Source organism: Kitasatospora sp. NPDC008115 (assembly GCF_042957205.1).
Taxonomy (GTDB): domain Bacteria; phylum Actinomycetota; class Actinomycetes; order Streptomycetales; family Streptomycetaceae; genus Kitasatospora.
Map to the genome: position 1 here is coordinate 1 of NZ_JBIBHU010000062.1, position 12305 is coordinate 12305.

The 12305-nt window shown below is 68.8% G+C and carries 8 protein-coding genes; 6 read left to right on the forward strand and 2 right to left on the reverse strand.

The window, feature by feature from the left end:
- Positions 1-5442, reverse strand: a 5442-nt coding sequence (locus ACFZBX_RS36490) for an amino acid adenylation domain-containing protein (protein ID WP_391538117.1), incomplete at its 3' end; no start/stop codon positions are given.
- A gap of 442 nt (positions 5443-5884) precedes the next feature.
- On the opposite strand from ACFZBX_RS36490, the gene ACFZBX_RS36495 reads away from it, so the two are divergent.
- The 3 genes from ACFZBX_RS36495 to panD are packed head-to-tail and all read left to right on the forward strand — an operon-like array spanning position 5885 to position 8341.
- Positions 5885-7243 carry a lysine N(6)-hydroxylase/L-ornithine N(5)-oxygenase family protein gene (locus ACFZBX_RS36495; protein WP_391538118.1) on the forward strand — a complete coding sequence of 453 codons (1359 nt, stop codon included), beginning with the start codon at positions 5885-5887 and terminating at the stop codon, positions 7241-7243.
- A complete protein-coding gene (locus ACFZBX_RS36500) occupies positions 7230-7901 on the forward strand; it encodes an FMN-binding negative transcriptional regulator (protein WP_391538119.1) in 672 nt (223 codons plus the stop codon). The genes ACFZBX_RS36495 and ACFZBX_RS36500 overlap by 14 nt, the downstream gene beginning before the upstream one ends.
- Positions 7902-7933: 32 nt before the next feature.
- Entirely contained in the window at positions 7934-8341 is a 408-nt protein-coding gene (gene panD, locus ACFZBX_RS36505; protein WP_391538120.1) for an aspartate 1-decarboxylase, read from the forward strand.
- Positions 8342-8503: 162 nt separating this feature from the next.
- Here panD and ACFZBX_RS36510 read toward each other — a convergent pair whose 3' ends face one another.
- Entirely contained in the window at positions 8504-9601 is a 1098-nt protein-coding gene (locus ACFZBX_RS36510) for a ParB/RepB/Spo0J family partition protein (RefSeq protein WP_391538121.1), read from the reverse strand.
- Positions 9602-10131: 530 nt separating this feature from the next.
- On the opposite strand from ACFZBX_RS36510, the gene ACFZBX_RS36515 reads away from it, so the two are divergent.
- The 3 genes from ACFZBX_RS36515 (at position 10132) to ddaH (ending at position 12156) form a co-directional block, all read left to right on the forward strand.
- Positions 10132-10902: a thioesterase II family protein gene (locus tag ACFZBX_RS36515; RefSeq protein WP_391538122.1), complete on the forward strand. Its 771-nt coding sequence runs from the start codon at positions 10132-10134 to the stop codon at positions 10900-10902.
- Positions 10903-10989: 87 nt separating this feature from the next.
- On the forward strand, positions 10990-11202 hold the full coding sequence (locus ACFZBX_RS36520; protein ID WP_391538123.1) for an MbtH family protein: 213 nt from the start codon (positions 10990-10992) through the stop codon (positions 11200-11202).
- Positions 11203-11289: 87 nt separating this feature from the next.
- Entirely contained in the window at positions 11290-12156 is an 867-nt protein-coding gene (gene ddaH / locus ACFZBX_RS36525; protein ID WP_391538124.1) for a dimethylargininase, read from the forward strand.
- Positions 12157-12305 lie beyond the last annotated feature (149 nt).

The following is a 12305-nucleotide window of genomic DNA, read 5'->3' on the forward strand; positions in this document are numbered from 1 at the left end:
CCGCGCCACCGGCAGACCGGACAGATCCGTCGACGCCCGCGCACCCTTGTGGAGGGCAACCTCGTAACGGTGACGGGTCAGCTCGTTGTGCGCCTGACCGCGCTTGATCCGGATGTCCACACCCGCACCGCACTCGGCGGCAAGAGCGGTGAAGTAGTCCGGATGAACCAGCAGTTCCTTCTCCACCACCAACGCGTGCTCCACCGAAGCATGAAGCTGAGCGCTGCCAGCGGCGTTCGGGGCATGGATGGCCGTCTGGAACATCCGCAGCTGTCCCAGATGACGGATGTCACCCAGCAGGACCCGGCCACCGTCCGCCAGCAACTCCACAGCCTGACGAAGCACGGAGGTGAGGTAGTCCCGGTTCGGGAAGTACTGCGCGACCGAGTTGATCACGATCGTGTCGAAGTAGCCGGCGGGCAACCCCGTGAAGTCCTCCGCCGGCTGGCAGCGCAGTTCGACGTGCTCCCAGCCACGCTCCGCCACCTGCCCCACCAGCCGGCTCACCACCGGCTGCGACAGGTCCGTACCCCAGTAGGACTCGACCTCCCCCGCCAGCGGCGCCATCAACAGACCCGAACCCACACCGATCTCCAGCACCCGCCGCGGCGCGAACGAACGGATCCGCTCCACCGTCGCCGCCCGCCACTCCCGCATCTCCCCCAGCGGAATCGCCTCACCCGTATACGAGCTGTTCCACCCCGCGAAATCCTCACCCAACGACGCGGCCGACCCCTCGTACAACGAGTCGTACAACTCCCGCCAGTCCTCGACCTGTTCACCGGTCCCAGCGTCATCGCCGCCGACGACCTGAGGAACGACGTACGCCACCAGACGGGTGTCACCGGGCTGGTCCTCACGCGGAACCACCACCGCCTGCGCCACCTCGGCCTGCCGCGCCAGCACCGACTGAACCTCACCCGGCTCGATCCGGAACCCACGGATCTTCACCTGATCGTCACTACGGCCCAGATACTCCAGCTCACCCTCCCGGTTCCACCGCACCACATCACCCGTGCGATACATCCGCCCCCCGGCACCACCGAACGGATCCGCCACGAACCGCTCGGCGCTCAGACCGGGACGGTTCAGGTAGCCACGCGCCAAACCCCGACCCGCCACATACAACTCACCCGCGACACCCTGCGGCACCGGCCGCAAGTACTCGTCCAGCACATACACCCGGGTGTTGACCACCGGCCGCCCGATCGGAACCCCCGGCCCGGACAACGGACCACTGGCCGTGGCATCAACCGTCGACTCCGTCGGACCGTACGCGTTGATCATCCGACGACCCGGCGACCACCGTTCGACCAGCTCCGGCGCACACGCCTCACCCGCCACCACGATCGTGCCCAGCTCGGACAGAACGGACTCGCTGCCCACCGGCAAGGTCGCCAACACCGAGGGCGGAAGCGTCACATGGGTGATCCGCCGCTCGACCAGCACCCGGCCGAGCTCCTCACCCACCAGCCGCTGCGACCCCGCCACCACCAGCACCGAACCGGTCGCCAGCGCCATCACCAGCTCCCACACCGCGGCATCAAAACCCGGCGAGGCGAACTGCAGCACCCGGCTGCCCGCCGACACGCCGAACCGCTCCAGGTGTGTCACCACCAGGGAGGCCAGACCCGTGTGCGTGACCGTGACGCCCTTGGGCCGGCCGGTGGAGCCGGAGGTGTAGATCGTGTAGGCGGTGTTCGCCGCCCTCAGCGGCGCGACCCGGTCCGCGTCCGTCGGATCGCCGACCGGCTGCCCGTCCCAGACCCCGGCCAGCTCCTCGACGGCCAGCCCGTCCGGCAACTCCTCCGCCCGTCCCGCATCCGTGAGCAGCAGAACGGGAGCCGCATCGGCCAGCATGTACGCGATGCGATCCGCCGGGTAGTCCGGATCCACCGGCAGATAACCCGCCCCCGCCTTCACCACACCCAGGATCACCGCAACCTGCTCGATACTGCGTGGCAGCACCACACCGACCAGGTCCTCGGGCCCGATACCGCGCGAGATCAGCCAGTGCGCAATCTGGTTCGCCCGCGCGTTCAACTCCCGGTACGTCCAGCAGACATCAGCCCCGTCCACCGCCACCGCGTCCGGCGCCGCCACCACCATGGCCTCGAACAGCCCGGGCAGCGTCGAGTCCTCGACCTCGGGCCGGGACATGGTCGCCCAGTCCCGGAGCCGGGCCTCCTCACCCTCGGTGAGGACGTCCAACGACCCGATCGGCCGGGACGGATCGGCGGTGACCGCCTTCAACAGTTGAGTCCAGCGCGCGATCAGCGCCTCGATCGTCGACCGGTCGTACAGGTCCGTCGCGAACTCGACCGTGCCGGACATGCCCTTGGGCGTGCCGTCGGGGTAGTGGCTCTCGTACATGCTGATGAACGCGTCGAAACGCGCTGTGCCGGTGGCCCAGGTCTCGGAATCCGCGTGCAGGCCTGGCAGGTCGAAGTGGGCCTCCTCGTTGTTCTGGAGGACGAGCGCGACCTGGAAGAGCGGGTGGTGCGCGTTGGATCGCAGCGGGTTGAGCTTCTCCACCAGGTACTGGAACGGGACGTCCTGGTGCGCGTAGGCGTCCAGGCTGGTCCGCCGGACCTGTGCCAGCAGGTCGGCGAAGGCCGGGTCGCCCGCCGTGTCGGTCCGCAGGACGAACGTGTTGACGAAGAAGCCGACCAGGTCATCGAGGCTCTCATCGGTGCGCCCGGCCACGCCGCTGCCGATCGGGATGTCGGTCCCGGCGCCGAGGCGGGTCAGCAGGGCGGCCACGGAGGCCTGCAGCACCATGTACAACGTGCTGCCGGTGCTCCGGGCCAGTTCGACGAGGTCCCGGTGCAGGTCCTCGTCGAGGCTGAAGGCGCTGGTGTCTCCCTCATAGCTGGCGGCTGCGGGGCGGGGCCGGTCGGTGGGAAAGGAGACCTGCTCCGGCAGGCCGGCCAACTGCTCGGCCCAGTAACCGTTCTGGCGACTGAACGCGCTCTCCGGGTCGCCGTCGTCACCGAGCAGCTCACGCTGCCACAACGTGTAGTCGGCGTACTGCACCGGCAACTGCGGCCAGTCCGGCTCGGCACCCGTCAGGCGGGCGGTGTAGGCCGCGATCAGGTCGCGGGCCAGCGGCACGAGCGACCAGCCGTCCGCGGCGATGTGATGCAGCACCAGCATCAGCACCGACTCGCTCGGGCTGACGGTCAACAGTTCTGCGCGCAGCGGCACTTGGCCGGACAGGTCGAACTCGTACCGGGCGGCCCGGTTCATTGCCGGCGTGAGACCGGCCTGATCGACCTGCTGGACGGACAGCCTGGTGCGAGCCTGGTCGGGAGTGAGGACGTGCTGATTGGGGTGGCCACCACCCTCCTCGAAGACGGTACGCAGTGCCTCGTGGCGCGCGATCACGTCGTCGAAGGCGCCCTGCAGCGCCTGCTGCTCCAGGTCGCCGGTCAGCCGCAGGGCGAGCACGATGTTGTAGGTGGCGGAGGGGCCTTCGAGCCGGTGCTGGAACCACAGCCGCTCCTGGGCGAAGGACAGCGGCAGCACCTGCGGCCGGTCCACCGGTTCGAGTGCGCGGCGCAGTTCTCCGGCGTGGTCGGCCAGTCGGCGGGCAAGCGCTTCCGGGTTGGGCGCGTCGAACACGGTTCGCAGCGGGATCTCCACGCCGAGTGCCGTGCGGATCCGGCTGATCAGACGGGTGGCCAGCAGCGAGTGGCCGCCCAGGTCGAAGAAGCTGTCATCGACCCCGACCCCGGACACGCCCAGGATCTCGGCGAACGCCGTGCACAGGATCTGCTCCTGCGGCGTGCGCGGAGCGCGTCCGGTGCCCGTCAGGGTGTAGTCGGGCGCGGGCAGGGCCCTGCGGTCGATCTTCCCGTTCGGCGTCATCGGCATCCGGTCCAGCGCCACGACGGCCGCGGGAACCATGTGGGCGGGAAGTACGGCTCGCAGGTGTTCCCGGATCCGCTCCGCGGAGAAGCCGGCGGTCGTCACCGGCACCGCGTACGCCACGAGGCGGGCACCGCCGGGCTGGTCCCGGCGAGCGATGACCACGGCCTGGGAGATTCCGGGCTGCTCCTGGAGCACGGCCTCGATCTCTCCTGGCTCGATCCGGAACCCGCGGATCTTCACCTGGTCGTCGCTGCGGCCCAGGTACTCCAGCTCGCCATCGCGGTTCCACCGCACCAGGTCACCCGTGCGGTACATCCGGTCCCCCGCCGCACCGAACGGATCCGCGACGAACCGCTCGGCGCTCAGACCGGGACGGTTCAGGTAGCCGCGGGCGACGCCCTTTCCCGCGATGTAGAGCTCGCCGTCCCCGCCCGCGGCGACCGGCTGGAGCCTGGCGTCGAGGACGTACACCCGGGTGTTGAACAGCGGTCGTCCGATCGGGACCTGGCGTCCGGACAGGGCCCCGCTCGCCGTCGCGTACACGGTGCACTCCGTCGGCCCGTACGCGTTGATCATCCGACGGCCCGGCGACCAGCGTTCCACCAGCTCCGGCGGAACCGCCTCGCCGATCATGGTCAGGGTGCCGAGTCCGGAGAGGACCGACTCGCTTCCCGCCGGCAGCGTCTCCAGCACCGAAGCGGTGATGAAGGCATGGGTGATCCGGCGGTCGGCCATGATCCGCGTGAGCTCGTGGCCGGCCAGACTGTCGGCATCGGTCAGGACGAGGGCGGCGCCGGACGTCAGCGCGAGGAATATCTCCGAGACGGAGGCGTCGAAGCCGAGCGAGGCGAGCTGCAGGATCCTGCTGCCCCGGCCTGCCGCGCAGCGGTCGGTCAGCGCGGCGGTGAGGCTGGCGAGCCCGGTGTGGGTGACAGCCACGCCCTTGGGCCGGCCGGTGGAACCGGACGTGTAGATGGTGTAGGCAAGACCCGCGACGGTGAGCGGCGCACGGCGGTCGGCATCGGTGGGATCGCCGGTGGCCTGCTCGGACAGCAACCCGGGGAGCACCTCGACCGAGACCGTCTCACCACCGGCGGCGGACAGGCGTACGGCAAGAGCGGCCGTGGTCAGCAGCAGGGCCGGCTTCGCATCAGTGAGCATGAAGTCGATGCGCTCGGCCGGGTATCCCGGGTCCACGGGCAGGTAGGCGGCGCCCGCCTTCATGATGCCCAGGATCGCGGTGATCTGCTCGGCACACCGGGGGAGGGCCACACCGACCAGCTGCCCGGGCGCGATTCCGCGTGAGATGAGCCAGTGGGCGATCCGGTTCGCCTGCGCGTTGAGCTCGGCATAGGTGAAGGAGCGGTCGCCGTCCCCCAGCGCGAGCGCCTGCGGGGTCGCTGCGGCCTGGGCCTCGAACAGCTGCGGCACGGTGGCGTCTTCGATGTCGTCCCGCCGGTCTCCATCCCGGTCGGACAGCAGCCGGTCCTGTGCGTCAGGCGCTACCGGCACGCCCCCGTCGGCGTCGGGGCGGGGGGTCTCAGCGAACCGCTTGTCAGGGGTGGTCATGCAGACTCCACGGGAGAGGCGACGAGCGTCCAGGCGCGGAAGCCGAGATTCACTGACTGATCTCAAGCCTGAACCGAAAATGACTCGGGTCGGTAATGCGAGCAGGCCGAAGAGAACCGCGGCGATCGCGCTGACCGTCCACCGGCTTCGAGTGCCTTTACTTGGAGTTTTGACAACGGAGCACCCGTCCCGGCGAACCGTCCGCGCCAGAGCAGGCAAGCTCCGTGATCCTCACCAGCGGCCAGAACCCTGTCAAGAAGCCCCTGTTCAACCGTAAGGAGCGGGCAACTGCAAGAATCCGGGCAACTGTACAGACCCCGCGGACAGCCGGGGATCCCTTCTTGACGTCCACCCCGAACGTGTGCGGAGATATCTTCCCGACAAGGGAACCCTGGATCTATTCCGCGCACGGTAGCGCCCAGGAACGGGATAAGAACACCATATGCAACCGAAGACGACGTACAGCGGTCCAGTTTTCGACATATTGGGAGTGGGTTTCGGGCCCTCCAATCTGGCCTTGGCCGTGGCGGTCGACGAGCACAACGCGGCCACCCCGGACTCCCCTCTGCGCGCCGGGTTCATCGAACGCAAGCAGGCCTTCGGATGGCACAAGGGCATGCTGCTCGACGAGGCGACGATGCAGGTCAGCTTCCTCAAGGATCTGGCCACCATGCGGAACCCGCAGAGCCCCTACACCTTCCTGATGTACCTTCACCAGCGCGGCCGCATGGTCCAGTTCATCAACCACAAGACACTCTTCCCGCTGCGCATCGAGTTCCACGACTATCTGGAATGGGTGGCCGCGCAGTTCGAGGAGCTCGTCCGCTACGGTGCCGAGGTGGTCGAGGTGCGCCCTGTCGAGGAGGGCGGCAGAGTCGTCTTCCTGGACGTGGTCTCGCGCGACGGCGACGACCCGGACGCGGTGGTCGTGCACCGGACCCGCAACCTGGTGATCGCCAGCGGCATCGTTCCCACCCTGCCACTCGGGCTTCAGGGCACGGAACGCGTCTGGCACAGCTCGGACTTTCTGAACCGGCTGGCGGAATTCCCCTCGGACCCGTCGGTGTGTACTGTCGTCGGCGCCGGCCAGAGCGCCGCGGAGATAGCCGGCCACCTGCACGACAGGTTCCCTCGCGCCGAGGTCCACGCGGTGTTCTCGCGCTACGGTTACAGCCCCGCCGACGACTCCCCCTTCGCCAACCGCGTCTTCGACCCGGAAGCCGTCGACGAATTCTTCTCCGCGCCCCCGCACGTGCAGCAGAAGTTCTTCCACTACCACGCGAACACGAACTACTCGGTGGTCGACCCGGAGGTCATCGACGACCTTTACGGCCGGGTCTACCGGGAGTCCGTCCGCGGTTTCCCGCGCCTGCACATCCGTCACATGACGGCAGTGCAGCAGGTCGTTTCCGAACCCGACCGGGTCCGGCTCCGGCTGGAACACCTGCCCACCGGGGAGGCCGTCGACCTCGACACCGATCTGGTGGTCTTCGCGACCGGCTACCGGCCGATGGATCCGCTCGCGCTGCTCGGACCGGCGGCCTCCCTCTGCAAGCGGGACTCCTCCGGTCTCCTGCATGTCCAACGCGACCACCAGGTCGTGACCGAGGGCTCGGTGGACTGCGGGATCTACCTGCAGGGCGGCACCGAACACACACACGGCCTCTCGTCCTCGCTGCTGTCGACCACCGCCGTCAGGGCCGGCGAGATCGTCGCCTCCGTGGCCGGGCGCGCCCCGGGCACGGGTCCCGAACCGACTGAACGAAGGATGTCGAAGGGGTTCAGCAATGTACGTTCCTGAGCAGTACCGGCCACAAGACCCGTCCTGGGCTCTCGAACTGATCCGCTCCAATCCCTTGGCCCTCCTGGTCACCAACGGCCCCCAACACCCCTGGGCCACCCACGTTCCGGTACTCCTCGCCGAGGAGCCGGACAGTGCCCAGGTACCCGGGGAGGACCTCGTCGGCCGGCGGATCCTCGGACACATGAACCTGCTCAATCCCCACTGGGAGGCGCTGTCCGAGGCCGGGCACGCCCTGCTCGTCTTCCAAGGGCCCGACTCCTATGTCTCGCCGACGGTCTACGAGCGGGTCCCCGCAGCTCCGACCTGGGACTTCACCTCCGTTCACGTGCACGGCGCGCTGCGGGTGATCGAGGATCCCGACGTCCTGAGGAAGATCGCGCGTGCCACCGTGCGCGCCTTCGAACGGGAGGTCGGCACCGGGTGGGACATGACCGGGTCCCTCGACTACTTCGAGCGCCTGCTGCCCGGGATCCGCGGGTTCGAGATCGAGGTCCAGAGCGTCGACAGCATGTTCAAGCTCAGCCAGGAGCAGCCGCCCGAGACGGTGGCGAAGGTGGTCCACAACTTCCGCCGGAGCGACGGGAACCGCCGGCACGAACTCGCCGCCATGATCGAGCGGGCGGCGTCCGGCCCGTCCGGTGACCTCGCGCCGTAGCGCCGGCGCCGTGTGACATGAGAGGACGAACCATGCAGCGCACCATGCTGAAGTCGAAGATCCATCGAGCCACCGTGACCCAGTGCGACCTGAACTACGTGGGCTCGGTGACGGTCGACGAGGATCTGATGGAGGCCGCGGACCTGGTCGCGGGCGAACTCGTACACATCGTGGACATCAACAACGGCGCCCGTCTGGAGACCTACGTCATCACCGGGCCGCGCGGCAGCGGGATCATCGGGATCAATGGCGCCGCCGCCCGGCTCGTCCACGAGGGCGACCTGGTGATCATCATCTCCTACGCGATGGTCGACGACGCCGAGGCCCGCGAGCTGCGACCCAGCGTCGTCTTCGTCGACGAAGCCAACCGTGTCCTGGACACCGGCACCGATCCGGCAGCCGTGCCGCCGGGTCATGGCCTGGTGTCCGGAGCCCGCTAGGGTCCGTCTTCAAACTCCCGCCGTCCGCCCGAAGGGCGGGCCGCCCGGCAGGCGGGAGTTTGAAGACGGACCCTTGGGGGACAGCGGCGCCCCGGCTCGCGTGGAGCCGGGGCGGTGTGGCTGCTCAACCGTCCAAGGTGAACAGTTGAACAGCCACCGGTCTCAGCCCGGCAGGCGTTCGAGCTCGTCCGCGAACGAGTTCCAGTTCTGGGCGCAGGCGCGGGCGAACTGTGCTACGGCGTTCGCCGCATGGGGTGGCACCTGTCGCACGAGTTCGTTCAACTGCTCGCTTCTGGTCGCCTGCGCGCCGAGCCAGCGCAACAACGAGCGGCGGCCCTCGTTGAAGCGGAGCGACGGGTCACGACGGAGCCTCTCCACGATGTCCGTGGGCCGGGTGGCCGCGCTGGCGCCCATCGGCGCGAGCCGGCTGGGCACCGCACCGGGCCGCCGCCCTCCCGGTGTCGCTGCCACCGTGCGCTGCCTCGGCGCCGTCCACTCCGTCCGCTGCTCCGGAATCCTCTCCGTCGCCTGCTGCCTCGGAGGGACCGGGTCCTGGCCACGCCGCAACCGGTCGCGGACGTCCCGCACGGTGGCCGGAGCGATGCCGGCGACCTTGGCGATCTCCCGGAGAGAGGCGCCGGGTTGCTCGGTCATCAGCTTTCCGGCCAGCCGGCGCCCCTCGGCCGAGCTGAGTGGACGCACCTTGCCGTCCCGGCCGATCCGCGCCTCCGCCGGGGATCCGCCGGACTCGCGCTGCCGGATCGCGCTCACCGTGACCGCGGAGAGCCCGACGGTGGCCGCGATCGCGCGGTCGGACCAGTAGGGATGCGCCTTGAGGATGCGGCCCGCCGCGGCGGTTCGATCCGCCTGCGTCAACGGCAGGCCGTGCGCGCTGTTGGCCTTGACGGCGAGTACGAAGGCAGCCTCCTCGTCGCCGTCGAACAGACACACCTCGATGTCCTGGTCACCGCGCATCCGGGCCGCGAGCAGGCGGTGCTGGCCGTCGATGACCTTCATCGACGGCCAGTGGACGAGGATCGGCGGCAGCGGATCACCGACCTGCGCGAGCGTTTCGGCATGCCGCTCGTCCGGCCCGAGGAGCCTCGGAGAATCGCCGGGCAGCAGGGAACTGACGGGCAGTGTCCCGGAGCGGAGCCCGGGGGGTGTTGTGGACTCTCCGGCCTCTCCGGCCTCTCCGCCCGAACTTCCCCGACGTGCCTCGTCAAGAGGATTCATCATGGATACCGCTTCCCCCGTCACCTGAACGACCCCTCATCCCAGGTTCAAAGCCTTGTCTTGCCATGGAGATCCGCCTTCCATCCTAGTCACACGCTGAAACGTCCGAAGCGAATCTGATCGTATGTCAACTTTCCGTCAGGAGCTGGTACTTACGGCGATCGGAGGGCGCCACCGGAACACCGAGCCGCGACAGTACGGGCGCTCCCCCGTCCGGACACGACCTATGGGGAGATCTTCCGCCAGGAGCCGCCGGGCACGGCGGGCCCGTTGACACCCGCAGGAGACGCATGGAAGCATCGTCGAAGTCCTGATCATCCTGATCCGATTCCCCGATGCAGGCTTCCTCGAGTGGCTGCGCGAATCAGATCCCCACTTCTGGACCATCGTCTCGTTCTCGGCCTTTTCTGATCACAGAACCCGAGCACGGCCCTGCTCCCAGCGCTCCGGCAACATCTCCTCTCCCGTTCCGGCCGGTTCGAAGACAGCAGGCCGGATACCGGTACGGAAAATGATCCGGAGCGGCGCCCCCGTACAACTTGAGGAAGAGTGGTATGCGCAGCCAGGATGACCCGCGAGTCGGCCGGTGGTTTCGGGAGGTGCGGCAGTGCCCGAAACCGCAGACACGATTGATCTGCTTTCCGCACGCCGGCGGACTGGCGAGCTTCTACCGCCCCTGGGGCCGGCTCGTGCCGCCCGGTACGGAGCTCCTCGCGGTTCGCTATCCAGGCCGGGAGGACCGGCTCCTCGAGCCGTTCGCCGAAACGATGGACGAGCTCGCGGATCAGATAGCGGGTGAATGCGTCCGCCTGCTCGACGCACCGCTGGCGTTCTTCGGCCACAGCATGGGCGCCTCGGTCGCCTACGAGGTCGCACTACGCCTGCAGGCGGAGCATGGCGCAGCCGTCTCGGCGCTCTTCGTCTCCGGCCGCTCGGGTCCCGGACGAGAGCACATACGGCCGCTATCCGACGTCAGCGACCACCAACTCATGGCAGAACTGACCGAGTTGGGAGGGACCGAAGCAGCGGCCTTCGAGGACGCGGAGCTGCGCGAACTGGTTCTGCCGATGATCCGCGCCGACTACCGCCTGGTCGAGGCGTACACGGCGACGCAGGCCGGCGCCGTACTGAACGCCCCGGTCACCGCCTACTACGGAACCCGGGACGCGGAGGTGGAGCGCGATTCCGTCAAGGCGTGGGCAGAGGTGACGGAATCGGATTTCCGCATGCTTCCCTTCGAGGGCGGCCACTTCTTTCTCCTGGACGACCCCAGGGCCATCGTCGATGACATCCACTCCCGTCTCGAACTCACCGTCGGACGCTGACTCCGACCGGATTCGGCCAGCCGGGTCCAGTCGGCCCGAAATATCTCCCGCTCGAAACCGAACACCTTCCAGACAGAGGAATCCAGAATGTCCAACCCATTCGATGACCCCAACGCCACCTACTTCGTCCTGGTCAACGAAGAGGGGCAGCACTCGCTCTGGCCGGCCTTCGCCGAGGTACCGGCCGGCTGGGATACGGCCTTCGGCGAAGCCGGCCGCGAGGAGTGCCTCGAATTCACCGAGAGGTCCTGGACCGACATGCGCCCGAAGAGCCTCATCGCCGCCATGCAGAACGACTGACGTCATCCTTCCATTTGTGATCGGCCGGAGGCTCGGGTGAATTCCTTCACCTCCGGCCGCAGGTCTGCTGAACGCAAGGAGATTTCCGTGTCGCCGAGTACCGGCAGCGCCGGTTCCGGGTACGCCGAAACGAGCGGGACGGTCACTCGCACCGCGACACGGCGGCGCCTGTTGATGTGCGCCCCCAGCCACTTCGACGTCACCTATTCCATCAACCCCTGGATGGCCCCCGAGAAACCCACCGACGGCGCTCTGGCACTGGCCCAGTGGGAGAGGCTCCGCGATCTCTACCGCGACCTCGGGCACATCGTGGAAATGATCGATCCGCTCCCCGGGCTGCCCGACATGGTGTTCGCCGCCAACGGCGCGACCGTGGTGGACGGCCGGGTGCTGGGCGCACGCTTCCGCAGCTTCCAGCGCACGGCCGAGGGCCCGGCCTACCTCGCCTGGTTCCGGGACCACGGATTCGGAGAGATCCGCTGGCCGGAGCACACCAACGAGGGCGAAGGCGACTTCCTGCTCGTCGGCCGCACTCTGCTGGCGGGTACGGGGTTCCGCACCGACCGCCGTTCCCACCACGAGGCCCAGGACTTCTTCGGGGTCCCGGTGATCTCCCTGGACCTGGTGGACCCTCGCTTCTACCACCTGGACACCGCACTGGCGGTGCTCTCGGACCACGAGGTGATGTACTTTCCCGGGGCCTTCTCGGAGAGCAGCCGCATGGTGCTCCGGACTCTGTTCCCCGACGCGATCCTGGCGACCGAGGAGGAGGCTCTCGTCTTCGGCCTGAACACGTTCTCCGACGGCCGCCACGTACTGCTGCCGCAGTCGGCGGTCCACCTGACCGGCGAGTTGGCGCAGCGCGGGTTCGAGCCGGTCGGCGTCGACCTGTCCGAGCTCCTCAAGGCCGGAGGCAGCGCCAAGTGCTGCACCCTGGAGCTGCGCAGCGGCTGAACGCAACCGCGGGCCAGGCGTCACGGGCCGGGGGGGGGGGGGGGGGGGGGGGGGGGGGGGGGGGGGCGCGCCCCCCGCCGCGGGCCGCGCCCCCCCCCCCCGCCCCCCCCCCCCCCCCCCCCCCCCCCCCCCCCCCCCCCCCCCCCCCC

Excerpts from the sequence above, each read along its gene's own strand:
- ACFZBX_RS36495 (WP_391538118.1), top strand. The coding sequence starts at position 5,885 with ATGCAACCGAAGACGACGTACAGCGGTCCAGTTTTCGACATATTGGGA.
- ACFZBX_RS36500 (WP_391538119.1), top strand. The coding sequence starts at position 7,230 with ATGTACGTTCCTGAGCAGTACCGGCCACAAGACCCGTCCTGGGCTCTC.
- panD (WP_391538120.1), top strand. The coding sequence starts at position 7,934 with ATGCAGCGCACCATGCTGAAGTCGAAGATCCATCGAGCCACCGTGACC.
- ACFZBX_RS36515 (WP_391538122.1), top strand. The coding sequence starts at position 10,132 with ATGCGCAGCCAGGATGACCCGCGAGTCGGCCGGTGGTTTCGGGAGGTG.
- ACFZBX_RS36520 (WP_391538123.1), top strand. The coding sequence starts at position 10,990 with ATGTCCAACCCATTCGATGACCCCAACGCCACCTACTTCGTCCTGGTC.